Source organism: Streptococcus mitis, assembly GCF_008763935.1.
GTDB lineage: Bacteria > Bacillota > Bacilli > Lactobacillales > Streptococcaceae > Streptococcus > Streptococcus mitis_DB.
The window spans coordinates 396,719-422,288 of record NZ_VTQF01000001.1 but is presented as its reverse complement, the minus strand read 5'-3'; the positions used below and the strand labels follow the sequence as shown (position 1 = coordinate 422,288).

General features: G+C 40.1%; 25 protein-coding genes. 7 read left to right on the top strand and 18 right to left on the bottom strand.

The features are described 5' to 3' along the window. Positions 1-301: 301 nt before the first annotated feature. The 10 genes from F9B91_RS02030 to F9B91_RS01985 form a co-directional block, all read right to left on the bottom strand. Positions 302-958, bottom strand: coding sequence for an MmcQ/YjbR family DNA-binding protein (locus F9B91_RS02030; RefSeq protein ID WP_150922369.1), 657 nt, complete (start codon positions 956-958; stop codon positions 302-304). Positions 959-1,001: 43 nt separating this feature from the next. Next, positions 1,002-1,634 (bottom strand): copper homeostasis protein CutC, encoded by a 633-nt coding sequence (locus tag F9B91_RS02025; protein WP_150922368.1) that lies wholly within the window; start codon positions 1,632-1,634, stop codon positions 1,002-1,004. Between the two features lie 90 nt (positions 1,635-1,724). Beyond that, positions 1,725-2,084: a YbaN family protein gene (locus F9B91_RS02020; RefSeq protein ID WP_084863353.1), complete on the bottom strand. Its 360-nt coding sequence runs from the start codon at positions 2,082-2,084 to the stop codon at positions 1,725-1,727. Positions 2,085-2,189: 105 nt separating this feature from the next. Continuing rightward, positions 2,190-4,277 carry a type I DNA topoisomerase gene (gene topA / locus F9B91_RS02015; RefSeq protein WP_150922367.1) on the bottom strand — a complete coding sequence of 696 codons (2,088 nt, stop codon included), beginning with the start codon at positions 4,275-4,277 and terminating at the stop codon, positions 2,190-2,192. 117 nt (positions 4,278-4,394) lie between these two features. Beyond that, a complete protein-coding gene (gene dprA / locus F9B91_RS02010) occupies positions 4,395-5,243 on the bottom strand; it encodes a DNA-processing protein DprA (protein WP_150922366.1) in 849 nt (282 codons plus the stop codon). An 87-nt stretch (positions 5,244-5,330) separates the two neighbouring features. Further along, a complete protein-coding gene (locus tag F9B91_RS02005) occupies positions 5,331-6,020 on the bottom strand; it encodes a sugar phosphate nucleotidyltransferase (protein ID WP_000643965.1) in 690 nt (229 codons plus the stop codon). An 11-nt stretch (positions 6,021-6,031) separates the two neighbouring features. Further along, positions 6,032-6,910, bottom strand: a complete 879-nt coding sequence (locus F9B91_RS02000; protein ID WP_000791850.1) for a DMT family transporter — start codon at positions 6,908-6,910, stop codon at positions 6,032-6,034. After that, positions 6,900-7,769, bottom strand: a complete 870-nt coding sequence (gene licA, locus F9B91_RS01995; protein ID WP_000411230.1) for a choline kinase LicA — start codon at positions 7,767-7,769, stop codon at positions 6,900-6,902. The genes F9B91_RS02000 and licA overlap by 11 nt, the downstream gene beginning before the upstream one ends. Before the next feature lie 16 nt (positions 7,770-7,785). Continuing rightward, the gene (locus F9B91_RS01990; RefSeq protein WP_150922365.1) at positions 7,786-8,808 is read right to left on the bottom strand and encodes a ribitol-5-phosphate dehydrogenase; all 1,023 of its coding nucleotides are present in this window, start codon (positions 8,806-8,808) and stop codon (positions 7,786-7,788) included. 4 nt (positions 8,809-8,812) lie between these two features. After that, a complete protein-coding gene (locus F9B91_RS01985) occupies positions 8,813-9,520 on the bottom strand; it encodes a 2-C-methyl-D-erythritol 4-phosphate cytidylyltransferase (protein WP_024057711.1) in 708 nt (235 codons plus the stop codon). 439 nt (positions 9,521-9,959) lie between these two features. Between F9B91_RS01985 and tacF the strand changes: the two genes are divergently transcribed. From tacF to F9B91_RS01965, 3 genes are read left to right on the top strand one after another with little or no spacing between them, the layout of a single operon-like run. Beyond that, positions 9,960-11,447, top strand: coding sequence for a type IV teichoic acid flippase TacF (gene tacF, locus F9B91_RS01975; protein WP_000835910.1), 1,488 nt, complete (start codon positions 9,960-9,962; stop codon positions 11,445-11,447). A 9-nt stretch (positions 11,448-11,456) separates the two neighbouring features. Then, a complete protein-coding gene (locus F9B91_RS01970) occupies positions 11,457-12,260 on the top strand; it encodes a LicD family protein (RefSeq protein WP_150922364.1) in 804 nt (267 codons plus the stop codon). Between the two features lies 1 nt (position 12,261). Beyond that, positions 12,262-13,071 carry a LicD family protein gene (locus F9B91_RS01965; protein WP_049544109.1) on the top strand — a complete coding sequence of 270 codons (810 nt, stop codon included), beginning with the start codon at positions 12,262-12,264 and terminating at the stop codon, positions 13,069-13,071. Positions 13,072-13,139: 68 nt separating this feature from the next. Here F9B91_RS01965 and carB read toward each other — a convergent pair whose 3' ends face one another. The 4 genes from carB to pyrR form a co-directional block, all read right to left on the bottom strand. Continuing rightward, positions 13,140-16,316, bottom strand: coding sequence for a carbamoyl-phosphate synthase large subunit (gene carB, locus F9B91_RS01960; RefSeq protein ID WP_150922363.1), 3,177 nt, complete (start codon positions 16,314-16,316; stop codon positions 13,140-13,142). A 448-nt stretch (positions 16,317-16,764) separates the two neighbouring features. Beyond that, the gene (locus tag F9B91_RS01955; protein WP_000166853.1) at positions 16,765-17,844 is read right to left on the bottom strand and encodes a carbamoyl phosphate synthase small subunit; all 1,080 of its coding nucleotides are present in this window, start codon (positions 17,842-17,844) and stop codon (positions 16,765-16,767) included. 49 nt (positions 17,845-17,893) lie between these two features. After that, positions 17,894-18,817 (bottom strand): aspartate carbamoyltransferase catalytic subunit, encoded by a 924-nt coding sequence (locus F9B91_RS01950; RefSeq protein ID WP_004260121.1) that lies wholly within the window; start codon positions 18,815-18,817, stop codon positions 17,894-17,896. A gap of 18 nt (positions 18,818-18,835) precedes the next feature. Further along, positions 18,836-19,357, bottom strand: a complete 522-nt coding sequence (pyrR, locus tag F9B91_RS01945) for a bifunctional pyr operon transcriptional regulator/uracil phosphoribosyltransferase PyrR (RefSeq protein ID WP_000850023.1) — start codon at positions 19,355-19,357, stop codon at positions 18,836-18,838. A 46-nt stretch (positions 19,358-19,403) separates the two neighbouring features. Here pyrR and F9B91_RS11260 point away from each other — a divergent pair, with 46 nt between their 5' ends. Further along, entirely contained in the window at positions 19,404-19,541 is a 138-nt protein-coding gene (locus tag F9B91_RS11260; RefSeq protein WP_191962387.1) for a hypothetical protein, read from the top strand. Positions 19,542-19,570: 29 nt separating this feature from the next. On the opposite strand, the gene nth is transcribed toward F9B91_RS11260, so the two are convergent. Together nth and F9B91_RS01935 are read right to left on the bottom strand one after the other, a co-directional pair. Continuing rightward, positions 19,571-20,200 (bottom strand): endonuclease III, encoded by a 630-nt coding sequence (gene nth, locus F9B91_RS01940; RefSeq protein WP_049546494.1) that lies wholly within the window; start codon positions 20,198-20,200, stop codon positions 19,571-19,573. Then, positions 20,200-20,742 carry a YceD family protein gene (locus F9B91_RS01935; protein WP_049546493.1) on the bottom strand — a complete coding sequence of 181 codons (543 nt, stop codon included), beginning with the start codon at positions 20,740-20,742 and terminating at the stop codon, positions 20,200-20,202. The genes nth and F9B91_RS01935 overlap by 1 nt, the downstream gene beginning before the upstream one ends. A gap of 168 nt (positions 20,743-20,910) precedes the next feature. Here F9B91_RS01935 and F9B91_RS01930 point away from each other — a divergent pair, with 168 nt between their 5' ends. Both F9B91_RS01930 and F9B91_RS01925 read left to right on the top strand, forming a co-directional pair. Continuing rightward, a complete protein-coding gene (locus tag F9B91_RS01930) occupies positions 20,911-21,240 on the top strand; it encodes a hypothetical protein (protein ID WP_049546492.1) in 330 nt (109 codons plus the stop codon). Between the two features lie 389 nt (positions 21,241-21,629). Then, on the top strand, positions 21,630-23,189 hold the full coding sequence (locus F9B91_RS01925; RefSeq protein ID WP_150922362.1) for an ATP-binding cassette domain-containing protein: 1,560 nt from the start codon (positions 21,630-21,632) through the stop codon (positions 23,187-23,189). A 44-nt stretch (positions 23,190-23,233) separates the two neighbouring features. Here the strand turns inward: F9B91_RS01925 and htpX are convergent, their stop codons facing one another. Both htpX and F9B91_RS01915 read right to left on the bottom strand, forming a co-directional pair. Then, a complete protein-coding gene (htpX, locus tag F9B91_RS01920) occupies positions 23,234-24,133 on the bottom strand; it encodes a zinc metalloprotease HtpX (protein ID WP_150922361.1) in 900 nt (299 codons plus the stop codon). A gap of 1 nt (position 24,134) precedes the next feature. Continuing rightward, positions 24,135-24,695 (bottom strand): LemA family protein, encoded by a 561-nt coding sequence (locus F9B91_RS01915; RefSeq protein ID WP_000219846.1) that lies wholly within the window; start codon positions 24,693-24,695, stop codon positions 24,135-24,137. Positions 24,696-24,788: 93 nt separating this feature from the next. Between F9B91_RS01915 and rsmG the strand changes: the two genes are divergently transcribed. Further along, the gene (rsmG, locus tag F9B91_RS01910) at positions 24,789-25,502 is read left to right on the top strand and encodes a 16S rRNA (guanine(527)-N(7))-methyltransferase RsmG (RefSeq protein WP_150922360.1); all 714 of its coding nucleotides are present in this window, start codon (positions 24,789-24,791) and stop codon (positions 25,500-25,502) included. Positions 25,503-25,570 lie beyond the last annotated feature (68 nt).

The following is a 25,570-nucleotide window of genomic DNA, read 5'->3' as shown; positions in this document are numbered from 1 at the left end:
TTTCCAAATGTGGTTTTAAAAAAACATCTCGCTTAGAAGTCCAAGCGAGATGTTGATTTACTCCCGCTTGGTAAGCCAAACAGGACTAATGCTTTTTGCACTAGCCCGAGTACCTCAACAACAAAGCAAATTGATTAAACTTAGCTGTTTTCATGCTTGACTTTCTCCTTCGTTTGATATCTTGTTTAGTATTTTAGCATAGGCAAAAATACTTGTCAAGAAAAAATCTATTATTTTCTGAAAATTTCTTCAGTAGAGAATATTTCGCTAATTGAAAGTTCTTGAAAATCCTTGAAAAGTTTTATTTTTTAGAAGTTAAATTCCAACTTTTTTCAATCAATTCCAGTACTATTTCATCTGACAACGTATCATCAAGTGCCACACTAATCCAGTATCTCTTATTCATATGAAAAGCTGGATAAATGCCATTTTGTGAAAGCAAGTCCACTACTTGGTCGTGTTTGAGATTGACTGCTTCTACTAATCCTTCTCTCCCCTTATCTAGCCTATCCCAAGGTATTCTCATCACAACAGCATACCACTTCTTATTGTCTTCATGTCTTAACACTGCCGTATCAGGCGATTTCTCCCACAGATACTCCAGCTGATTACCATACTTTTCCTGAACTTGAGTCATGATTCGCTTGGTCTGAGGACAGATAAAATCCTGCACATCAAAACAAGCCTTACGAATATGGTAAAGAGTCTCCAGACAAGCTTCACGGACATTTCCGACAAAACTTCCTCTCATGCTTTCCATATGGACTTGAGGATAGAGATCACCCGTTTCCCGGTCAAAGACCTGAAAACACACATTATCAGCAGTGATGGAGACTGTCATGACAAAGTCACCTTGCAAAATCTGGCAACTATAGATCCAGACTCCACTATTTTCTACAAAACCAAAAGCATGAGCCTTTTCTTGATTAAACTGATAGGATTTAAAAATTTCAAACATAAGTGAAAACTGCTACCAAAAGCTAGCAGTTCCTTTCTATTTTTTAAAAGACAACCTTGGTTCCATGCAATTGTGTCACACCTAGCTGATCGATAAAGGTTTGACGGTTGTCAAGGTCAATCCCCCCACCAGGCAGAATTTCAATTTTACCTTTAGCACGCTCCAAAATTCTGTGATAGTGAGCAAAGCGTTTCTCTAGCGAGTCTCCAGACACACCCGCACGAGTCAGGATTCGAGTGATTCCAGCTTGACTGAGCCAGTCAATAGCTTCCAGTTGATCTTCATCGCTCAATTCATCAAAGGCCATGTGGAAGACAATTTCCATTCCTTTTGACGCAGCTATCAACTTCTCAAGATTAGGCTTATCCAACTTCTTATCAGCAGTTAAAACCCCAAATACAACTCCTTGACTTCCAGCCTGAGCTGTAAACCGAATGTCTTCTAACATGATATCAATTTCTAGGTTATTATAGACAAAGTCGCCACCACGTGGACGAATCATGGTCATGATGGTCGTATCGTAGTTAGCTGCCAATTCAACCGCTGCCTTGGTCACTCCATAGCTGGGAGTTGTCCCACCAACTGCTAGATTGTCACAAAGTTCGATTCGACGAGCTCCAGCCTCCATCGCTTTTTCAAGCAAGGTCACATTTTCAGCACAAAATTCGTAAATCATTTGATTCTCCTTGATTATTACTTTGAATTTATTATATCATATTATCGTAAATATGCTTTTATTTATATCAAGGAAAATAGTTACTATTTTTTATTCTTTGTCCGGAATGACCTTGAAGAGATAATAAGTGATAAAGATGGTCAAGGCTCCGAGACCAATTTTGACTGGTAAGAGAGGGGCAAAATAAATGGAAATTCCCATCAAAATGTAGATAGATACGATGATTTTTTTCTTTCGTTCACGCGCAATAGACTTAGTCTCGCGAAAATCAGCCACATATGCTTGATAGAGCTTAGTATGATAAAGCCAGTCTTCGAAGCGCTTGGAACTTTTTGAGAAACAAGCAATAGACAACAAAAGAAAAGGCGTTGTAGGCAGCAAGGGCAAAACAACCCCAATAATAGCCAAGGCCAATGATAAAAAACCAATTATCAAATAGATAAGACGCATAACTTCTCCTAGTTAAAATAATCTTCTTCTAGTTTCGCATAAAATGATGAATTTTGTCAAGTTCCAACCAAAAAGAGCCTGAAATTCACTTTCAGGACTCTCCTATTATTTAATCTTTTCTTCTTCGTAGTCACTCTTGCTACAAACAACCTGCTTGCCACCACCACGGACTTTTTTCTCCATGAGGAAGTTGCCACATTTTGGACAGTCACGACCAACAGGCTTATCCCAAGAGGTAAATTCACATTCTGGATAGCGATTGCAACCATAGAAAAGGCGGTTACGTTTTGTTTTACGCTCAATGATTTGTCCCTGATGACAACTTGGACACTCAACACCAATCCCTTTCACAATTGCTTGGGTATGACGGCAATCTGGGAAATTACTGCAAGCGTAGAACTTACCAAAACGACCAAGTTTAATGACCATTGGGCTGCCACACACTTCACAATCAAATCCAGCTGGTTCATCCTTGATCTGGATTTTCTCCATTTCTTCTTCAGCCTTGGCCACTTCTTTGGAGAAGGGTTTGTAAAAGGCATCAATGACACGTTGCCACTGCTCTTTTCCGACTTCGACGTCATCCAGTTTGCCTTCCATTTCAGCTGTAAAGGTAACGTTTACGATATCTGGGAAATATTCAACGATGAGCTTGTTAACAATTTCTCCCAACTCTGTTGGTTCAAAACGTTTGGCTGCAAGGCGAACATAATAACGTTTCTGAATGGTTTCAATAGTTGGCGCGTAGGTGGACGGACGCCCAACCCCATTTTCCTCCAAGGTCTTGATCAGTGTCGCTTCAGAATAACGGGCAGGCGGTTGGGTGAAATGTTGCTCTGGTTTGCTATTGACCTGCTTGACCACATCTCCAACAGCCATATCCGGTAACATCTTATTCTTGTCAGAATCATTATAAATGGCAAGATAACCATCAAACTTAACCTGACTACCATTGGCAGCAAATTGAACCCCATTTTGAGATAATTTAACAGCCATGGTATCAAAGACAGCAGCTGTCATCTGGCTAGCCACAAAACGATTCCAAATAAGAGTATAAAGCTTGAGTTGATCCTTGTCCAAATACTTAGCAATACTTTCAGGTGTATTAAAGACACTAGACGGACGAATAGCCTCGTGGGCATCTTGAGCTCCTGAAGCATTTTTGACCTTGCTACCATGCTTAGAATATTTGCTACCAAAACGGTCCGTAATGAAACTTGCTGCTTCGTTCTGTGCAACTGGACTGATACGAGTCGAATCTGTACGCATATAGGTGATTAAACCTTGAACACCAGAACCAATATTAATCCCTTCATAAAGCTGTTGCGCAACCATCATGGTCTTTCGAGTACGGAAGTTAATTTTATTGGCAGCATCCATTTGCATAGATGAAGTGGTATAAGGTAATGGAGCATTGCGCTTGCGCTCTTTCTTATCTACCTGATCCACTGAAAAGTCTTTACTAGTCAGACGAGACAAGACTTCCTTGACCTCATCATTACTAGTCAGTTTCAGCTTTTTGCCATCTACTCCATAGAAGGATGACTGAAATTGCTTGGTTCCCTTTTTAAAGACAGCATCAATTGTCCAATATTCTTCTGGTTGGAAGGCATTAATTTCATTCTCACGGTCAATGATTAACTTAAGCGCAATAGACTGAACGCGACCTGCTGACAAGCCCTTCTTGACCTTTTTCCACAAAATAGGCGAAATCGAATAGCCTACCAAGCGGTCTAGGACACGACGAGCCTGTTGGGCATCGACCAAGTCCATATCAATCTTACGAGGTTCTTTAAAAGCATTTTTGACCGCATCCTTGGTGATTTCATTGAAGACCACACGGTTGGCATCATTTTCATCCAAGTTGAGAATATGAGCCAAATGCCAAGAAATCGCTTCTCCTTCACGGTCCGGGTCACTCGCCAGAAAGACTTTATTAGCTTTTTTAGCTTCTTTTTTCAAGTCATTGATGAGAGGACCTTTTCCTCGGATATTGATATATTGCGGTTCATAATTATTTTCAATATCGACGGACATACTAGATTTCTTCAAATCACGGATATGGCCGACACTGGCTAAAACCTTGTAGTTTCTGCCTAGATATTTTTCAATCGTCTTGGCCTTAGCAGGCGACTCCACGATTACTAGATTTTTTTTAACTGTTGATTTTTTCTTTTTTGTTGCCGTAGCCACAGTATCACACCTTTTCAAAGTAATAAACTTTATAAAGTGTAAACCATTTTGGCATAACTGTCAAGACTTAGCTACCATATATAGAAGAAAAGTTGCTTTAGAAAGAGAAATTTTGTCTTAAAATTCAAATTCCGCAAGCACATCTTGCCCACTGGTGACCAATTTTGCCCCTTCTTGAATCAAATGATGGCAACCGTCTGATAGTCCATCTAAAATGCTACCAGGTATAGCAAAAACATCGCGCCCTTCCTCCATTGCTCGCTCACAGGTAATGAGACTACCTGAGCGCATCTTAGCCTCTGCTACAATCACACCTCGACAAAGTCCAGCAATGATGCGATTACGGGCAGGAAAATGAAATTTCAGAGGTTGTTCGCTAGGTCCATATTCACTAAGAACCAGATGGTCATTGCCGATGTAGTCTTGCAAGCGTTTATTGGCTTTAGGATAAAACACATCTAGTCCTGTTCCAATCACTGCAATGGTTTTTCCGCCATTCTGAAGAGCTGCCATATGAGCTGCTGTGTCAATGCCCTTGGCTAATCCACTGACGATAACTAGTTCATTTTCCAAGCCTTGAATGACTTTTTCAACTGACTTAGCTCCCTGTTTGCTACAAGCACGACTGCCCACAACTGCTACCTTAGGAAATTTCAAGAGGTCAAGATTTCCCTTGTAAAATAAAAGCACAGGCGCATCGTATATTTCACTCAAATCCCAAGGATAACAGTCATCTAAAATAGAGAAAGATGGAAATTTTTGAAACTCCTTCTCCAAATGCGTATCGTCTATCTGAAAATAACGTTCCATAAAAACGGCTGGATTACGGCAACCTGATATATCTGCAATATCACCTAACAACAGTTCTTGATCAACATTTTCACCATATTCTAGGACATTCAAAATCTGTTGATTGGTCAAACCTGATTTTTTTAACTTATAGATTTCATAGTTTGTGATTTTCATAAATATCTCCATTTCTTTTTCTACTCATCTATTTATTCGTAAAAAATCAAAAAAACATCCGACTATTTTAGCCAGATGTTGGAATCTTTAATTTTCGTTTTTAAGAATTTCTTCTAATTTATGGTAGTCTTGGACACTATCGATTTCATAGATGCTATTGCCTTCTAATTCTTCAACATAGACATCTAACTCTTTGATATTATCCTTAACCATATTGTCCCAGTAGAGATCAACAAATTCACCACTTGCATAGGCCTTGTCAATAAAGCTAACAATTTTTTCTGCTGTTGGGGCATCCCAGAAGGATACACCACTAAGAATGCGACCTGCTTTGCTATCCACAATAATGTCTTGAACCTTGTAGTCATCTCCATAGACCAAGAACCATTCGTTGGTACAATCTTCACGATAAACACTAAAATAAGTAGAACGTGTCAAATCATTGCGGAACATATTTTTAAAGAGATAATTATCGGCATCAATAACATAACTGTTTGCCAATTCTTCTTTTACAAGATAGAGAGAGTAAAAGTTATTGTAATCAGCGTATTTATCATTGAAAACGAGTCGAACTCCGTATTTTTCTTTTAAGTAATCGAATTGTTCTTTAAGGTAACCAACGATGATGATGATGTCATTGATTCCTTTTTCTTTGAGAAACTCAATTTGGTATTCAATCAAGGGTTTTTGATTAACCTGAACCAAGGCTTTAGGGGTATTTTCAGTCATAGGACGCAAGCGAGTTCCCAATCCCGCTGCTAAGATGATGGCTTTCACACGAATCTCCTTTATTCTTTAATAATAATATAAACTCCAGCAATGACGACAAGTGACGTAATAATTGTCAGCATATCTAGGGGTGCACCCAAGAAAACAACTGCAAACAAGACTGTCCATACTACATAGCTCACATTCAAGCCTGTAGCCTTGGCTGGTTGCAAGCGATTGATAGCGATATAATAAGCCAAGTAGGAAATCATATCAAAGGCAGCAAAGACAATCATGAGACCTAGTAACTGCCCATTGGCCACTTCTGCAAATGACTGATGAGAGAAGAGCACAATCACAAGATAGGACAAGAATGAAGTTACTTGACGGATTAAGAGGGCCTCGATTTCACTCAATTCACTTTCCATGGCAAAAGAGCTAAGAACACTTTCACTTCCCCATGCAATAGCACAAACCAAAGCACAGAGAATACCAATGTAGAAGGAATTGACCTGTTCAACCTTATAGGTCTGAGCAATTATCCCTCCAATAATCAAGACTATCCCAAACACGGTATTTTTCGAAATCTTGTGCTTTAAAAAGAAGAAAGCCAATAAAACTGAAATCGCAGGATAAATAGCCGATACTGATGAAGCCAAGGAACTTCCGATATACTTAACCGCATAAAGATTGGCCTGCATTCCGATAGGACCAGCTAGCAAGGCCCCAATGATCACACTAACATTGCGAATATTTAAGAAAATTGAGAGACGAACTTTTCCTTCTTTTACCAAGAGAAAAGCTAGTAGAATAAAGATACTCAAGAAATCGTGAGCAGCAGCCACCACAAAGGGTGACAAATCTGTAAAAATCGAAAAGATGTAAGCGCTAATTGTTAGACCTAACCCCCAGAAAACACCTGAGAGTAGACCGAAGGAAACTCCATTTTTATTTTTCATATGAACCTCCATAATTAGCCAGACCTTTAACAGCTCTTTGGTAACGATTCACACCATAGTCACCAAAATCTGCCCCTTGCTCTTCTTTATAGACTGTCCATAGACTCCAAATAGTGTCTTGTAAAATTTTATAGATTGCAATCTTTTCACGAGTGACAGGTGTTTGGGCACTCTCGTAGTGAGATAAGAACTCTTCTTCCTCTTGGGGAGTGAATTCGGACTCTAAAAAGAGGGCAGCCAAATCCCACATTGGATCGTTCATTGATGAATATTCCCAGTCAATCAGATAAAGTCGTCCTTGAGGTGATTCGATAAAGTTTTCAGGCACCAAATCGATATGACAAGATTTTCTGTCAACACCTAAGTCAGCCAGTCTTTTCTCTAAAGAGAAGACTTCTTCTCGAACAGCTTCATAGTTGGCATAAGGGATTTTTTCTTCAATCAAGGATTCGTATTTTTTGATTTCTTCAAAAGGAGCAAATTCTCCCCTTAATTCCTTGCCAGATGCATGGATAGTTTGTAAAATTGGAGCAATTTTATCAAATTTGGTCTTGATTGACGTTGAATCAAGCGTAATCGCAGATTCGATATACTCATTTACTTTGATACCAGCTTCAATATCAAAAAGATAATTTTTTACATCTAAGTCTAAATCCTTTAGTAGTTCAAGATTGTACTTTTCATCTTGACGATTGATCAGCCTTTCTGTCCCTTTACCAAAGAATTTAACAATGTATTGCTTATTTGTTGTTTTGACCAAATAGTTTTGATTGGTCATTCCCCCCAGTTGTTCAACACTGAGGACTTCCTCTTCTTGACTAAGTAGGGAAGAAATTTTCTCTTTAATGATTTTCTCCACAATTAACCTCCAGCACCTATACTTCCCACTTAAACACGGTTTTAAAGGCTGTGTTTAAGTCGGTAGCAAAGACACGATGAATATCTTTAATTTCTCTTACAGGTTCTTCTAGATAAAGGATATTTTTAAGACGATTGGCAAATTTCTTGACTTCCATCATTTGGATTGCATTTTCAAAATCAATGCGACCAGAACGCGAGGAACCAACCAAGAGCAAGCCTTTTTCTAAGGCATCGCGTGTATTGAGATTGACTTTATACTCACTAACTCCCATCATAAGAATCGTTCCCTGAGGACGAATGTAGCGAATCAGGTCATTAATGGCTAGTCCAGTACCATCACCACCACAACACTCAAAAGCATGGTCAAAGGCCAAATCTTCAGGAATATTATCAGTAATATAGCATTCTTTGGCAAAAGAGAAGAGTTCCAACTTTTCCCAATGACGACCAATAACCACAATCTCTGCTTCTGGCAAAGTATAGTTGATAATATTGGCAACCACAAATGCTAAACTTCCATCTCCGATAACGGCGATTCGGTCCCGCTTGCTATGAGCAAGGGTCAATAGGCGATTCATGGCATGCATACCGACACTGACAAACTCTGTAATCGCTGCAACCGTGTCTTCAATAGCATCATAAGCCACCACACGGTCTTTAGGGAGAGAAACAAACTCTCTCATAAAGCCATCAAAGCCACTAGACAAGAAATGGGTCCCTGTCATGTAGTTCTCATAGAATTCTTCATCACTCTGCATAGGAGGCTGATTTGGAATCATGACAACTTTTTGCCCAACCTCATAGGTTCCCGTCGGGTCAGAAATAACGGTTCCACATGACTCGTGAATCATTGCCATTGGAAGCTTTTTATTCAAAATCTTGGGATCACGTTTTCCCTGGTAGTAACGCTGATCCGCATGACAGACAGCCATGTAGTTGGGACGGATAAGGATATGATTTTCTTGGTCAATAGCCTCTTCCTGGTATTTGACATTGATAAACTTAGGCTTAGTTAGTTGATAAATTTGATTAATCATTTTACTAGTCTTTCTCAATCATACTTTTTGCAATCTTCAAATCTGTTACGGTTGTAATCTTCAGATTTGAGTATTCACCCTTGGCCAAGGCCACATCTTTTCCTTTGATCACAAAGATTTTACATGCATCTGTCAAGATTTCCTTCTCTTCATCAGAAAGTGAGCCATAAAGGTCCATGAAATCCTTGCAACGGAATGTTTGAGGTGTTTGTCCTTGATAAAGGTGAGCACGATTTGGAATATCTGTAATAAATTGACCATTGGTACTTTCAACGATAGTATCAACCGCTTCTACCACTGTGTCCACTGCGTCATGATTTTGGGCAAGTTTGATATTGTCTTGAATCATGCGAAGTGTAATAAATGGACGAACAGAATCGTGGGTAACAACAATGTCCTCTGGAGTAAGCGGACGATAAGCATCAATGGCTTCAATGATTTTCTCAATACTTGTATTGCGGTCAGCACCACCCTTTGTAATGATGATGCGTTCCTTATGAAGAGGAAGATATTTATCTACAAGATCTTCTGCATGAGAAACCCAGTCTCCATGAACCCCAACTACAATTTTTTCAATACTTGGTTCCAAGACAAATTTTTCAATTGTATGAATCAAGATAGGTCGATCACCTAGCTCTAAAAATTGTTTTGGCAAGTTACTGATTCCCATACGTGTGCCAGTTCCACCAGCAAGAATTCCTGCATAAATCATCTATTTTCTCCTTTGTCTTACTAAAAAAACTTATTCTCTCTATTATACCACAATCTAGTCCTATCATGAAAGAAATACCGGCCCTCCCGTTCTAGAATAGGAGGATTAAGCAGTTCCATTATTCAAAGAAACTAGTCCATTTCTAGTAGTGACTAGGAATTCTGTAGGCATTACTAGAAATGGCTGTGAAATTTTAGAGTTCTTCAGAATAATATAGTTTTCTTAAAGAAAACTTAAAATTAAGCTTTGAAACTTCAAAGTGATTACTTGACTTATACTCAATGAAAATCAAAAAGCAAACTAGGAAGCTAGCCGTAAGCTGTACTTGAGTACGGTAAGGCGACGCTGACGTGGTTTGAATTTGATTTTCGAAGAGTATTACTGCCCTTCATTTCTTATTAGCTGACTTTATGATATAATGAAAAACGAGGTAAATTGAATGAAAAGTATAAAATTAAATGCTCTATCTTACATGGGAATTCGTGTCTTGAATATTATTTTTCCCATCTTAACTGGTACCTACGTCGCGCGTGTCTTGGACCGAACTGACTATGGTTACTTCAACTCAGTCGACACAATTTTGTCATTTTTCTTACCCTTTGCAACTTATGGAGTCTATAACTACGGTTTACGGGCCATCAGTAATGTCAAGGATAACAAAAAAGATCTGAATAGAACCTTCTCTAGTCTTTTTTATTTGTGCATAGCTTGTACGATTTTGACCACCGCTGTCTATATCCTAGCCTATCCTCTCTTCTTTACAGATAATCCAATCGTCAAAAAGGTCTACCTTGTTATGGGTATTCAACTCATTGCCCAGATTTTTTCAATCGAGTGGGTCAATGAAGCTCTGGAAAATTACAGTTTTCTCTTTTACAAGACTGCTTTCATCCGTATCCTGATGCTGGTCTCTATTTTCCTATTTGTCAAAAATGAACACGATATTGTTGTCTATACACTTGTGATGAGTTTATCGACACTGATTAACTATCTGATTAGTTATTTTTGGATTAAAAGAGACATTAAGCTTGTTAAGATTCACATAAGTGATTTTAAACCGCTCTTTCTCCCTTTAACAGCCATGTTGGTCTTTGCCAATGCCAATATGCTCTTCACTTTTTTGGATCGTCTCTTCCTCGTTAAAACAGGGATTGATGTCAACGTTAGTTACTATACCATGGCTCAACGAATTGTGACCGTTATAGCTGGTGTTGTAACAGGAGCTATCGGAGTGAGTGTGCCTCGCCTCAGTTACTATCTAGGAAAAGGCGATAAGGAAGCCTATGTCGCACTTGTTAACAGAGGCAGTCGAATCTTTAACTTCTTTATCATTCCACTGAGTTTTGGACTCATGGTTTTAGGACCAAATGCCATCCTACTTTACGGTAGTGAAAAATATATCGGAGGTGGTATCTTAACCTCTCTCTTCGCTTTTCGTACGATTATCCTGGCCTTAGATACCATTCTTGGTTCCCAAATTCTCTTTACAAATGGCTATGAAAAACGAATCACAGTCTATACAGTCTTTGCAGGATTACTCAATTTGGGCTTAAATAGTCTCCTCTTTTTCAACCACATCGTGGCTCCTGAATACTACTTACTGACAACTATGCTATCAGAGGCCTCTCTACTTGTTTTCTATATCATTTTCATCCATAGAAAACAACTCATCCACTTAGGACATATCTTTAGCTATACTGTTCGATACTCGCTCTTTTCACTTTCCTTTGTAGGAATTTATTTCCTGATTAATTTCTTGTATCCCGTGGATATGGTCATTAATTTGCCATTTTTGATTAATACTGGTTTGATTGTCTTGCTATCATCCATCTCTTATATTGGTCTACTTGCCTTCACCAAAGATAGCATTTTCTATGAATTTTTAAACCATGTCCTAGCCTTAAAAAATAAATTCAAAAAATCATAGGAGTTTAGAATGAAACAACTAACCATTGAAGATGCCAAACAAATTGAATTAGAAATTTTGTATTATATTGATACTCTCTGTAAAAAGCACAATATCAACTATATTATTAACTACGGTACTCTGATTGGGGCAGTTCGACATCAGGGCTTTATCCCTTGGGACGACGATATTGATCTGTCCATGCCTCGAGAAGACTACCAACGATTTATAAACATTTTTCAAAAGGAAAAAAGCAAATATAAGCTCCTTTCCTTAGAAACTGATAAGAACTACTTTAACAACTTTATCAAAATAACAGACAGTACAACTAAAATTATTGATACTCGAAATACAAAAACCTATGAGTCAGGTGTTTTTATCGATATTTTCCCTATGGATCTCTTTGATGATCCTAAGGTCATTGATACTTGTTATAAACTGGAAAGCTTCAAACTACTGTCTTTCAGTAAACATAAAAATATTGTCTATAAAGATAGCCTTTTAAAAGATTGGATACGAACAGCCTTTTGGTTGCTCCTTCGACCTGTTTCTCCTCGTTATTTCGCACATAAAATCGAGAAAGAAATTCAAAAATATAGTCGTGAGAATGGGCAGTATATGGCTTTTATCCCTTCTAAATTTAAGGAAAAAGAAGTATTCCCAAGTGGTACCTTTGATAAAACAATTGATTTACCCTTTGAAAATTTAAGCCTTCCAGCACCTGAAGAATTTGATACTATTTTGACACAATTTTATGGAGATTATATGACCCTACCACCAGAAGAAAAACGCTTCTACAGTCATGAATTTCACGCTTACAAATTGGAGGATTAGGATGCAGTATTTAGAAAAAGAAGAAATTAAAGAAATTCAACTAGCCCTGCTAGACTATATTGATGAGACTTGTAAGAAACATGATATTCCTTATTTTCTCAGTTATGGAACCATGCTTGGAGCTATCCGCCACAAAGGTATGATTCCCTGGGACGATGATATTGATATTTCCCTTTATCGTGAAGATTATGAGCGCTTATTGAAGATTATTGAGGAAGAAGACCATCCACGTTATAAGGTTCTATCCTACGACACTTCTTCTTGGTACTTCCATAATTTCGCATCGATTTTGGATACTTCTACTGTTATCGAAGACCATGTTAAGTACAAGCGTCATGACACCAGTCTCTTTATCGATGTCTTCCCAATTGATCGCTTTACAGATTTGAGCATTGTCGACAAGAGTTATAAGTATGTAGCCCTTCGTCAACTAGCTTATATCAAAAAATCACGCGCAGTTCACGGTGATAGCAAATTAAAAGATTTTCTAAGATTATGTAGCTGGCACGCCCTCCGATTTGTCAATCCTCGTTACTTTTACAAGAAAATTGATCAGCTAGTCAAAAATGCTGTAACCAACACTCCTCAATATGAGGGAGGAATTGGTATTGGTAAAGAAGGAATGAAAGAAGTCTTCCCAGTTGACACCTTTAAAGAACTAATTTTAACTGAGTTTGAAGGCCGTATGTTGCCCGTCCCTAAAAAATATGATCAATTTTTAACCCAGATGTATGGGGATTATATGACACCACCATCAAAAGAAATGCAAGAGTGGTATAGCCACAGTATTAAAGCTTATCGCAAAAGCTGATTAAGCAGTAGTTTACAAGAAAAAATATAACAAAAAAGAGAAGATCGTTACACCTTCTCTTTTTCTATTTAAATCGCTTCTGTGACAAAACTACGGCTTTCCAATACTTTGAGCATGGCGTTAGCTGTATCTAGGGCTGTGAAGAGGGGCACCCCGTGTTCAATAGCTGAACGGCGAATCTGCTCTCCATCTTCGTCTGCAGTTCGTTTTGTTCCTACTGTGTTAATGATAGCTTGAATTCTTCCTTTACGAACAAAGCTTGGAATATCCTTATCGTCATCACCAATCTTACCAACAGGTTGGGCTTGCAATCCATGACTGGCAAAGAAGGCTGCTGTCCCTTCTGTCGCGAGGATTCCATAGCCAATATTTTGGAAACGACAAGCCAAGTCCAAGGCTTCTTCTTTGGCATCATCAGCGATGGTAAATACAACGTTACCAAAAGTTGGCAAGTGTAAGTAAGAAGCTTCAAAGGCCTTATAGAGAGCTTTTTCCAAAGTCGTATCAGAACCCATAACTTCCCCTGTTGACTTCATTTCAGGACCAAGTAAGCTGTCTACCTTAGCTAGTTTGGTAAAGGAGAAGACAGGTGCCTTGATATGAACGCGGGTACTTTCAGGGTAAAGTCCATCTTGGTAGCCAAGTTCTTCAAGTTTTTGACCAAGAATGAGCTTGGTTGCTACTTGAGCCATAGGGATATTGGTTACCTTAGAAAGGAATGGCACCGTACGGCTAGCACGTGGATTGACCTCAATAACATAGACTTTTTCATCCTTGATGACAAACTGGATGTTCATCATTCCAAGGCAGTTAAGACCGATTGCTAGGCGTTTAGTATAGTCTGCGATTGTTTCTTGCACCTTTTGCGACAAGGTTTGTGGAGGATAAACGGCCATTGAGTCACCTGAGTGAACACCGGCACGTTCAATATGTTCCATGATGCCAGGAATGAGGACATTTTCTCCATCTGAGATGGCATCAACTTCACACTCTTGTCCAACGATATAAGAATCGACAAGAACTGGGTGGTCTGGACTTGCTTTAACAGCGGTACGCATGTAAGAACGAATATCTTCTTCGTTTTCTACGATTTCCATAGCACGTCCACCCAAGACATAAGATGGGCGAACGAGGACTGGGAATCCAATCTTGCGAGCAGCAAGCACAGCTTCTTCTTCATTGGTAGCCGTTTGACCAGGTGGCTGTGGAATATCCAAATCTTTGAGGGCTTGTTCAAAGAGGTCACGGTCTTCGGCACGGTCCAAGTCAGCGACTTGTGTACCGAGGATGGTCACACCTGCTTTGGCTAATGGTTCAGCAAGGTTAATGGCTGTTTGACCACCGAACTGAACGATTACCCCTTTTGGTTGCTCCAAGTCGATAACATTCATAACGTCTTCGAATGTCAATGGTTCAAAGTAGAGCTTGTCAGACACAGAGAAGTCTGTTGAAACAGTCTCTGGGTTTGAGTTCATGATAATAGCTTCGTAGCCAGCAGCCTGGATAGCCTTAACCGAGTGAACAGTTGCGTAGTCAAATTCAACCCCTTGACCGATACGGATTGGACCTGAACCTAGGACAAGTACAGATTCCTTATCAGACTTGATAGATTCATTTTCCCATCCATAGGTTGAATAGAAGTATGGTGTTTCAGAGTCGAACTCTGCCGCACAGGTATCAACCATCTTGTAGACTGGAACAATCTTGTTTTCCAAACGAAGTTGGCGAACTTGGTCAGCTGTAGTATTCCAGAGTTCAGCAATCTTACGGTCTGAAAATCCATTGAGTTTAGCTGTTTTCAAGACTTCTAGATCTTGTGGATGGGCACCCAACTCCTGCTCAATTTCAAAGATATGTAGGAGTTTATCGAGATAGAAGATATCAATCTTAGTCAATTCAGCAATTTCTTCTGGTGTGTAACCACGGCGAATTGCTTCTGAAACGTAGAAGAGACGGTCATCCTGGGCTTTGACTACTTTTTCAATCAAGGCATCATCAGAAACTGCTGCAAGTTCAGGCATTTCATTGTGGTGAACGCCAATTTCAAGTGAACGACAAGCTTTAAGGAGAGATTCCTCGATGTTACGACCAATCGCCATGACTTCTCCAGTGGCCTTCATTTGTGTACCCAGACGACGCTCCCCTTTTTCAAACTTGTCAAATGGGAAACGTGGAATCTTGGCAACCACGTAGTCGAGGGCTGGCTCAAACATGGCATAGGTTGAACCCGTGACTGGGTTAATAACCTCATCCAAGGTCAAACCGACGGCAATCTTAGCAGCCAATTTGGCAATTGGGTAACCTGTCGCCTTAGAAGCAAGGGCTGACGAACGCGATACACGAGGGTTTACTTCGATGACATAGTATTTGAAGCTATGTGGATCAAGGGCTAGCTGAACGTTACATCCACCTTCAATCTTGAGGGCACGAATGATGCTCAAGCTCGCGTCACGTAGCATTTGGTTTTCATAGTCTGACATGGTTTGGGCTGGGGCAAATACAATGGAATCCCCTGTATGAATCCCAACTGGGTCAAAGTTTTCCATGTTACAAACAACCAAAGCATTGTCGGCTGAGTCACGCATCACTTCGTATTCGATTTCCTTGAAACCTGCGATTGAACGCTCAATCAAACATTGGGTCACAGGTGACAATTTCAATCCATTTTCAGCGATTTCACGCAATTCTTCCTCATTAGCACACATACCACCACCAGTACCACCAAGTGTAAAGGCTGGACGGACGATGACTGGGTAGCCAATTGTTGCTGCAAAGGCAACAGCTTCTTCAACAGTGTTGACAATTTCAGATTCTGGAATTGGTTGGTTGAGCTCTTCCATCAATTGTTTAAAGAGATCACGGTCCTCCGCTTGGTCAATGGCAGATAATTTGGTACCCAGAAGTTCAACACCAAGCTCATCTAGGATACCATTTTTAGATAATTCCATGGCCATATTAAGACCAGTTTGCCCACCAAGGGTTGGTAGTAAGGCATCTGGACGCTCCTTACGAAGAATACGAGTCACAAACTCAAGTGTAATCGGTTCAATATAAACCTTATCAGCAATTTCCTTGTCCGTCATGATGGTGGCAGGGTTTGAGTTAACCAAGACAACCTCATAACCTTCCTCTTTCAACGACAAGCAAGCCTGGGTCCCAGCATAGTCAAACTCAGCGGCCTGACCAATAATAATCGGACCAGAACCAATCACCATAATTTTTTGAATATCAGTACGTTTAGGCATATATAAGATATTAAGGGCGTCAAGCGGACAAAGCTAAAATAGGAGTTATGACGAAGAACTATCAGTTCTAGGAATAACTATCTTTTTAGCACCGTCCGTAGCCCGTATTCAGTTCAGCAAATACGGACCACCCTTCTCCTTTCTATTTGGCAACTCTCAGGTTGACATTAAATAAATTCTCCGACGATTTTTTAGCGAAACGATACTTTTCGGTAAAAAATCTAGTGCAGGGAGTTTTTAGTTCGCCTGATAGCGACTAAAAGAAACGACCTGCCTTTCTATTCGTAGCCTCTCAGGGCGACAATAAATAAGATACAAAGGACGAATAGAAAACGATTGAATTTTAGGAAACCAAAGAAGGATTGACAATCCAAATTGGTTTCTCTAAATTCCAAGTTTTCCGTCCGTGTTCAGTTACATAAATTCTTCGACGAGCTTTTACTCGTTCCTAGTTTGATTGTTTAAAAGCTTCCATCATCTCGATAAACTCGTCAAATAGGTAGCTAGCATCATGAGGACCAGGAGCTGCATCTGGGTGATATTGAACAGAGAAAGCAGGTTGGTATCTGTGACGCACACCTTCAACTGACTTGTCATTGATTTCTTCGTGGGTAATAATCAAGTGTTCTGGCAAATCCTCACGGCTAACTGCATAACCATGGTTTTGACTTGTAAAATCCACACGTCCTGTAGCAATCTCCCGTACCGCATGGTTGAATCCACGGTGTCCAAATTTCATCTTGTAGGTCTTAGCACCATTTGCCATTGCAAAGAGTTGATGCCCCATACAAATACCAAAGATTGGAATTTTTCCTTGCACACCACGAATCATGTCCAGTGCCTGTGGAACATCTTCTGGGTTACCTGGACCATTTGACAACATAACTCCGTCAGGATTGAGATGGAGAATTTCTTCAGCCGTTGTTGAATACGGAACAACCGTAACGTTACAGTTACGCTTAGAAAGTTCACGTAAGATTGAGTGCTTGAGACCAAAATCCACTAACACCACGCTCAAACCAACTCCTGGAGCTGGATAGGATGTTTTAGTAGAAACCTGCTTGATATTGTCTGTCGGCAAAACTGTTGCTTGCAGCTGGTCCGTCACATGGTCCATGCTGTCCCCAACATGGGTCAAGGTTGCACGCATGGTACCATGCTTACGGATAATCTTGGTAAGTGCACGCGTATCAATCCCTGAAATACCAGGAATTTTCTTGGCTTTCAAAAATTCATCCAAGGTCATTTGATTGCGCCAGTTGCTAGCTCGACGTGCTTCTTCGAAAACAACGACTCCCTTACAAGTTGGAATAATGGATTCGTAATCATCACGGTTAATTCCATAATTTCCCACCAAAGGATAAGTAAAGGTCAAGATTTGTCCATTATAAGACTGGTCTGTAATGGATTCTTGATAGCCGGTCATCCCTGTGTTAAAGACGATTTCACCTGTTACATCAATATCTGCTCCGAAGGCCTTGCCTTCAAAAACTGTGCCATCTTCTAATACTAGAAGTCTTTTTGTCATATTCTCACCTCTCGTGGACGCTCACTGGCGTCTTTTAACGTCTTGTGTTTTAGTTGGCGTTTCTACTCGCCAGTACGGATTCTAAGATTGCCATTCGAACAAAGACACCATTCGTCATTTGTTGAACAATCCGTGATTTTGGTGCTTCAACCAAGTGGTCTGCGATTTCTACATCACGATTGACTGGAGCTGGGTGCATGAGGATTGCTGTTTCTTTCAAACGATCGTAACGTTCTTGAGTCAAGCCATGTTGGGCATGGTAGTCTTCTTTCGAAAAGACAGCTCCACTATCATGGCGTTCATGTTGCACACGGAGAAACATCATGACATCCACCTGATCAATGATTTCATCAATGGTTACAAACTGTCCATAATCTGCAAACTCTTGACTTCTCCATTCCTCAGGTCCAGCAAAGTAAAGTTCAGCTCCCAAGCGTTTCAAAATCTGCATATTGGATTTGGCAACACGTGAGTGATCCAAGTCGCCTGCAATAGCAACCTTGAGCCCCTCAAAGTGACCAAATTCCTCATAAATAGTCATCAAATCCAGCAAGCTTTGGCTAGGGTGTTGTCCCGAACCATCTCCACCATTGATAATGGAAGTCGTAATCGTTGGACTTGCAATTAACTCTCTGTAGTAGTCAACCTCAGGGTGGCGAATCACACAGACATCCACTCCTAAAGCAGACAGAGTCAAAATGGTATCATAAAGTGTCTCACCCTTATTGACTGAACTAGTCTTCACATCAAAGTCAAGTCGTTCCAGCCCCAGTTTAATCTCTGCCACTTCAAAGGACTTATGCGTCCGTGTAGAATCCTCAAAGAAAAGATTGGAAACAATCGGATGGTCTTCATAGGGAAGCTGAGCTCCGTTTTTAAACTCAATTCCTCGCTTGATCAATTTCATGACTTGATCGACAGTGAGGTCTTCCATGGACACCACATGGTTCAATGCTTGTTGGTTTTCTGACATGGCTACTCCTTTAGCTTTCTAAGCTTCTTCAGTAATCAGAACTCTGTCTTGGCCATCAAGTTCTGCCATCTCTACGATGATTTCTTCAGAACGACTAGTTGGTATGTTTTTTCCAACGTAATCTGGACGGATTGGCAATTCTCTATGTCCACGATCGACTAGAACTGCTAAACTCACGCGCGCAGGACGACCATGACCTACAATATTATCAATAGCAGCACGGATAGTACGGCCTGTATAAAGCACATCGTCCACCAAGATAACTTCACGGTCTGTCACATCAACAGAAACCAAAGAAGTATCTTCTCCACTTTTAACATCATCACGGAAGGGTTTGGTATCCAATTCCACAACAGGAACTGAAAGGTTTTCTAGCTGCTCCAAACGTTCCTGGATACGGTGGGCGATAAAGACACCACGAGTTTTAATACCAGCCAAGACGATTTTATTCAAATCTTTGTTGCGTTCAATAATCTCATAAGTAATACGCGTAATAGCTCTTTTGACGGTCAATTCGTCTACAACTTCTTTTGTCTTCATGACAAACCTCCAAAAAGAAAAGTCTCCTTAAACAAGGAGACTTGAAATGTATAGCCAAGCGAGCCCTACTGCAAATAGTATAGACTTCACCCTTCTACTTTATCATCGTGCTCCTTGCCTGCCTCACGGGACAGGTTTAAAGGAATATTTAGTTATCAATTACTATAGCACAAAGCATGCTTAAAATCAAGCAAAAACTTTTGAGTCCCCATCTTATAAATTGCTAAAATCATATAACTGTGGGTACTGGTCACACTCTGGATTTTTAGGATGGCAAATGGCTCTTCCAAAATAAATCATGGCCTGATGAGCTGCTAACCACTGCTCCGGTGGCAAGATATCCATGACCCGCTTTTCCACCTCAAGCGGTGTAGCTGATTTTTTGACAATATCATGGTGTTTACAAATACGCTCCACATGAGTATCCACTGCAAAAGCTGGAATCCCAAACCCCACACTCATGACAACATTGGCTGTCTTGCGACCAACACCTGCCAAACTCTCCAATTCCTCACGTGTCTGAGGGACTTGACCATCAAAATCGTCTAGTAACTGTTGGGCACATTTTTTAAGGAATTTAGCCTTATTCCGATACAGTCCTAGGCGAGAAATGTGTGAAGCAATCTCACTTTCTGTTGCAACAGACATGGCTTGTGGCGTTGGAAAGGCAGCAAAGAGACCTGGTGTGGCCTTATTTACCGCTGCATCCGTCGTCTGCGCTGACAACATGACCGCAACCAAAAGTTCAAAATGATTGGTAAAATCAAGACTGGGCTTGGCATCTGGAAAAAGAGCAATGATTTCTTGTAGCACCTTTCGTGCGCGTTTTTTTGACAAGACCATTATTCGTCTCCATCAAATAGTCCTTGTAAGCCAGCAAAAGGACTGTTTTCTTCTTTCTTAACTGCTTGTTGAGCTTGGTATTCTTCCTCTGTCATGATTTGCCAGTCATTTCCTGAAACAAATCCTTGACCAGCTTCTTCTTCAGCCGTCAAGACCTTAATAGGAATATTTAGTAGGATATTGTCTGACACGCTCTCAGCAAGATCAAGTTCTCCATTTTCGATAGGCAAGACCAAATCATCGTCTAAAACTTCCTGATCTAGTTGGTTAGTTGCGCCTTCCATGAAAACTTCCGTTACTGGATAAGATTCAACTAACTCAACTGGCTCCATACTACGACTTGAAGCAAGGACAATGGTATAAGACAACTGATAGTCTAAGAAATACATACGGTCTTCGTACTGTACTTTTCCAACTGCAAGGATATCTTTTACATCTAAAATTTCTTGATTACGTGCACGTAGGTCGGCGGCTAGGTCTAACATTTGTTCAAAATGCAAGCCTTCAGACTGCTTACGAATTTCTTGAATATTTAATTTCATACTTCCTCCATAAAGATTTACTCTCTTGATTATACCATGAAAAGGCTACAAATCAGCACGGCAAACTTTATAATTAAAATTCGATTTTTTAACATATTTACTATGACATTTTTGTTTTTTAGTGCTATACTATAGGCAATAATACATCAGAGCAAGGAGGATGCTCATATGGAAGACAAAGAACTCATTACTAATGCAACCCAACTCCTATCCGAGTTAAATAAAAGTTTCCAAAGCTGCAAACAGGGTACTGCAGATGATACTCGACTACAAGAGCTGCTAAACACTACTATAAAAGAGCTCAAAAAAGCGGAAAAGTTGAACAACAGTATTTTAATCGACCTTGAGAAATTTTACCAACGTACCAGTCTTCTGATAGGCCTTGGTAGCCTAAAACTAAACGATCAAGCACGTACCGCTTGGCGCAACTATGACAAGTTCCATTACGAGCATGTCAAACACGTACTAACTCTTTATGGACCTGTTTTCGGATTTTAGAGATTAGAATTGTCAGTTTTCTGTTGACAAAATATCCTGAAAGGTATAGTATAGAGATACTAATACTCGGAGGTAAGGGAGACATGAACAACTAAGTCTATCAAATAAAGAACCTTTATTTAGTAGATCTTGTTTTTGTCTCTTTTTGTGTACTCTTTTATGCTCTTTTTCTGGCATTTTATACTCAATGAAAATCAAAGAGCAAACTAGGAAGCTAGCCGCAGGTTGCTCAAAGCACTGCTTTGAGGTTGTAGATAAGACTGACGAAGTCAGTTACATATATCTACGGTAAGGCGACGCTGACGTGGTTTGAAGAGATTTTCGAAGAGTATTAATAGAGTTTTTTGACATAAACTTTGGCTCTACTAGATAAAGTAGAGCTTTTTGTTATGCACTATCGACATTCTAGAAAGGGCAACAATATGATAAAAATCAATCATCTGACCATCACACAAAACAAAGATTTACGAGATCTTGTCTCAGACTTAAACATGACCATCCAAGACGGGGAAAAAGTAGCTATTATTGGAGAGGAAGGAAATGGCAAATCAACCTTACTTAAAACTTTAATGGGGGAAACTTTGTCTGATTTCACTATCAAGGGAGACATCCAGTCTGACTATCAGTCACTGGCCTATATTCCTCAAAAACTTCCCGAGGAGCTGAAAAAGAAAAGTCTACACGACTACTTCTTTTTAGATTCTCTTGATTTAGACTACAGTATCCTCTATCGTTTGGCTGAGGAATTGCATTTTGATGGCGATCGCTTCGCTAGCAACCAAGAGATTGGCAGTCTATCAGGAGGCGAAGCTTTGAAAATTCAGCTCATCCATGAGTTAGCCAAACTCTTTGAGATTCTATTTCTAGATGAACCTTCAAATGACCTAGACCTTGAGACGGTTGATTGGCTAAAAAGACAGATACAGAAGATGAGGCAAACCGTTATTTTCATTTCCCATGATGAAGACTTTCTTTCTGAAACGGCTGATACTATTGTCCACTTGCGACTGGTCAAGCACCGTAAAGAAGCAGAAACGCTAGTAGAGCATTTAGACTATGATAGCTATAGTGACCAAAGAAAGGCTAATTTTGTCAGACAAAGCCAGCAAGCTGCTAACGACCAAAGAGCCTACGATAAAACCATGGAAAAACATCGGCGAGTCAAGCAAAATGTAGAAACTGCACTTCGAGCTACCAAAGACAGTACTGCCGGTCGCCTATTGGCTAAAAAGATGAAAACTGTCCTCTCACAAGAAAAACGCTACGAAAGGGCAGCTCAGTCCATGACCCAAAAGCCACTTGAAGAGGAAGAAATCAGACTTTTCTTCTCAGACATCCAACCATTACCGGCTTCTAAAGTCTTAATCCAACTGGAAAAAGAAAATTTGTCCATTGGCGACCAAGTTTTGGCTCAAGAACTACAACTAACTGTCCGTGGGCAAGAAAAAATTGGTATTATCGGGCCAAATGGTGTTGGGAAATCAACTCTGTTAGCCAAGTTTCAACAACTGCTAAGTCAAAAAAGAGAGATTTCACTTGGTTTTATGCCACAAGATTACCACAAAAAACTGCAATTGGATTTATCACCAATAACCTATCTCAGCAAAACTGGTGAAAAAGAGGAACTGCAGAAAATCCAATCTCACTTAGCCAGTCTCAATTTCAGTTATCAAGAGATGCACCACCAAATTCGCTCCTTATCCGGCGGACAACAGGGTAAACTCCTGCTTTTGGATTTAGTCTTGCGCAAACCAAACTTTCTCCTGCTAGATGAACCCACACGAAACTTTTCACCTACTTCTCAACCCGAAATTAGAAAACTCTTTGCAACCTATCCAGGCGGTATCATCACTGTTTCGCATGACCGTCGTTTCTTAAAAGAGGTCTGTTCGACTATCTATCGCTTGACAGAACACGGTTTGGATGTAGTTAATTTAGACAATTTATAAATTTGCAACATAGCAAAAATCCAGAGGTCGTCTCTGGATTCATTTTACATATGTTTCAAACGTTCAATCCGTTCTGAGATAGGTGGGTGGGTATAAAAGAGTTTTTGGAACCCTCCACCTTTCTTAGGATCATTGATATAAAGCGCACTGCTGGCATCATCGACAGGACGACTCATCGGTTTACTATTATCCAACTTACGTAGAGCATTAATCATCCCTTGAGGATTGCGGGTCAACTCGACACTAGAAGCATCAGCTAGGAATTCCCTCTGACGAGAAATAGCTAGTTGCACCAAGGTTGCAGCGAGAGGCGCCAGCACAATAGCTAGTAGGGAAACCACTAGCATAATGATTTCAAGACCATTTCCATCTCTATCATCGTCACTTCGTCTGCGATCTGCTCCACCCCACCACATCATACGACCTGCCATACTAGAAAGCATGGTGATAGCACTAGCAAGGGCAACAGCAATAGTCGAAATGCGGATATCGTAATTACGAATATGACTGACTTCATGTCCCATAACAGCTTCTAGTTCTTCACGATTCATGATAGCAAGGAGACCTGACGTCGCAGCAACCGCTGCGTTTTGAGGGTTAGAACCTGTCGCAAAGGCATTTAAAGCTTGATCATCAATGATGAAAACACGGGGCATAGGAATCTGAGCGACCATAGCCATATCTTCCACTACATGGTAGAGGTCTGGTGCCGTTTGTTCATCCACCTCACGCGCTCCATTCATGGACATGACAATCTCTGTCGATTGAAAAATCATGGACAAGGCATAGATAAAGCCGATAATCAGTGCGATAACCAAACCACCAATCCCAGACCTCATAAAGAGGTAACCAACCGCATAACCAACAAGAGCTAAGAGTAGGAAAAATACCAGCAACAAAATCCACGTTTTTCGTTTATTGCTTGCAATTTGATCAAACAACATCTTAGTCACCTAAACCGCTAAAATCAACTTTAGGAACTGCCTTTTCCTCTTCTGGTGTTTGAAGGAAATCTGCTGCTTTAAATCCAAACATTCCAGCGATAATATTGCTTGGGAAAGTTTCTAATTTTACATTGTAGTTGCTGACAACACTGTTGTAGAGTTGACGAGAGTAAGAAATTTTATTTTCTGTGTTTGTTAACTCCTCTTGCAATTTAACAAAGTTGGCACTAGCTTTCAAATCTGGATAGCTTTCTGCAACTGCAAAAATACCTGAAACCTGACGAGTAAGGGCATCACTAGCTTTCATAGCTTCTGCTGGTGAAGTCGCTGCCGCCACTTGGTTACGTAGTTCTGCCACCTTTTCAAGGGTAGAACCTTCATATTTGGCATAACCTTTTACAGTCTCAATCAAGTTTGGCAAGAGGTCATTTCGACGTTTCAACTGAACATCAATCTGACTCCAAGCCTCCTTTGTTTGCATACGATTCTTAACCAAACCGTTATAGCTAACAATCACAAAAATAACAACAAGAGCCAAAACTCCAAGAATAATCCAAGTCATGATATAAGTCCTTTCTGCTTTTAGATTAGTACCAGTATATCAAATTTTTAATGATTGTGGTAAAATAAGATGATACTAAAGAAGGAAATAACTATGAAACCAGAAACATTTTACAACCTGCTTGCCGATCAGAATCTTCCACTTTCGGACCAGCAAAAAAAACAATTTGAACGTTATTTTGAACTCTTGATCGAGTGGAATGAAAAGATTAATTTAACAGCTATTACAGACAAGGAAGAAGTTTATCTCAAACATTTTTACGATTCGATTGCACCCATTCTTCAAGATTTGATTCCCAATGAAACTATCAAACTTCTTGATATTGGAGCTGGGGCAGGATTTCCTAGTCTTCCCATGAAAATCCTCTATCCTCAGTTAAATGTAACTATCATTGATTCTCTCAACAAGCGCATCAACTTCCTCCAACTGTTGGCTCAAGAACTGGATTTGGACGAGGTTCATTTCTACCATGGACGTGCCGAAGACTTGGCCCAAGACAAGAATTTCCGTGCTCAATATGATTTTGTAACGGCTCGTGCGGTTGCCCGCATGCAGGTTTTATCTGAATTGACAATTCCTTACCTTAAAGTTGGCGGAAAACTATTGGCACTCAAGGCCAGCAATGCGCCTGAGGAATTATTAGAAGCTAAGAATGCCCTCAACCTCCTCTTCAGTAAAGTCGAAGACAATCTCAGCTACGCTCTACCTAATGGAGATCCGCGTTACATCACAGTGGTGGAAAAGAAAAAAGAAACACCAAATAAATATCCAAGAAAGGCTGGCATGCCCAACAAACGCCCACTTTAAATTTTTTAGTAAAAAATGTTTACAAAGTTCGGAATTTCTGCTATACTATCACAAGCAAAGGTTTTTAA

What these genes read in the sequence shown, in the direction of transcription:
- F9B91_RS02030 (WP_150922369.1), bottom strand. Translation starts at nt 958, where the DNA reads ATGTTTGAAATTTTTAAATCCTATCAGTTTAATCAAGAAAAGGCTCAT.
- F9B91_RS02025 (WP_150922368.1), bottom strand. Translation starts at nt 1,634, where the DNA reads ATGATTTACGAATTTTGTGCTGAAAATGTGACCTTGCTTGAAAAAGCG.
- F9B91_RS02020 (WP_084863353.1), bottom strand. Translation starts at nt 2,084, where the DNA reads ATGCGTCTTATCTATTTGATAATTGGTTTTTTATCATTGGCCTTGGCT.
- dprA (WP_150922366.1), bottom strand. Translation starts at nt 5,243, where the DNA reads ATGAAAATCACAAACTATGAAATCTATAAGTTAAAAAAATCAGGTTTG.
- F9B91_RS02000 (WP_000791850.1), bottom strand. Translation starts at nt 6,910, where the DNA reads ATGAAAAATAAAAATGGAGTTTCCTTCGGTCTACTCTCAGGTGTTTTC.
- F9B91_RS01990 (WP_150922365.1), bottom strand. Translation starts at nt 8,808, where the DNA reads ATGATTAATCAAATTTATCAACTAACTAAGCCTAAGTTTATCAATGTC.
- F9B91_RS01985 (WP_024057711.1), bottom strand. Translation starts at nt 9,520, where the DNA reads ATGATTTATGCAGGAATTCTTGCTGGTGGAACTGGCACACGTATGGGA.
- tacF (WP_000835910.1), top strand. Translation starts at nt 9,960, where the DNA reads ATGAAAAGTATAAAATTAAATGCTCTATCTTACATGGGAATTCGTGTC.
- F9B91_RS01970 (WP_150922364.1), top strand. Translation starts at nt 11,457, where the DNA reads ATGAAACAACTAACCATTGAAGATGCCAAACAAATTGAATTAGAAATT.
- F9B91_RS01965 (WP_049544109.1), top strand. Translation starts at nt 12,262, where the DNA reads ATGCAGTATTTAGAAAAAGAAGAAATTAAAGAAATTCAACTAGCCCTG.
- carB (WP_150922363.1), bottom strand. Translation starts at nt 16,316, where the DNA reads ATGCCTAAACGTACTGATATTCAAAAAATTATGGTGATTGGTTCTGGT.
- F9B91_RS01955 (WP_000166853.1), bottom strand. Translation starts at nt 17,844, where the DNA reads ATGACAAAAAGACTTCTAGTATTAGAAGATGGCACAGTTTTTGAAGGC.
- F9B91_RS01950 (WP_004260121.1), bottom strand. Translation starts at nt 18,817, where the DNA reads ATGTCAGAAAACCAACAAGCATTGAACCATGTGGTGTCCATGGAAGAC.
- pyrR (WP_000850023.1), bottom strand. Translation starts at nt 19,357, where the DNA reads ATGAAGACAAAAGAAGTTGTAGACGAATTGACCGTCAAAAGAGCTATT.
- F9B91_RS11260 (WP_191962387.1), top strand. Translation starts at nt 19,404, where the DNA reads ATGTATAGCCAAGCGAGCCCTACTGCAAATAGTATAGACTTCACCCTT.
- nth (WP_049546494.1), bottom strand. Translation starts at nt 20,200, where the DNA reads ATGGTCTTGTCAAAAAAACGCGCACGAAAGGTGCTACAAGAAATCATT.
- F9B91_RS01935 (WP_049546493.1), bottom strand. Translation starts at nt 20,742, where the DNA reads ATGAAATTAAATATTCAAGAAATTCGTAAGCAGTCTGAAGGCTTGCAT.
- F9B91_RS01930 (WP_049546492.1), top strand. Translation starts at nt 20,911, where the DNA reads ATGGAAGACAAAGAACTCATTACTAATGCAACCCAACTCCTATCCGAG.
- F9B91_RS01925 (WP_150922362.1), top strand. Translation starts at nt 21,630, where the DNA reads ATGCACTATCGACATTCTAGAAAGGGCAACAATATGATAAAAATCAAT.
- htpX (WP_150922361.1), bottom strand. Translation starts at nt 24,133, where the DNA reads ATGTTGTTTGATCAAATTGCAAGCAATAAACGAAAAACGTGGATTTTG.
- F9B91_RS01915 (WP_000219846.1), bottom strand. Translation starts at nt 24,695, where the DNA reads ATGACTTGGATTATTCTTGGAGTTTTGGCTCTTGTTGTTATTTTTGTG.
- rsmG (WP_150922360.1), top strand. Translation starts at nt 24,789, where the DNA reads ATGAAACCAGAAACATTTTACAACCTGCTTGCCGATCAGAATCTTCCA.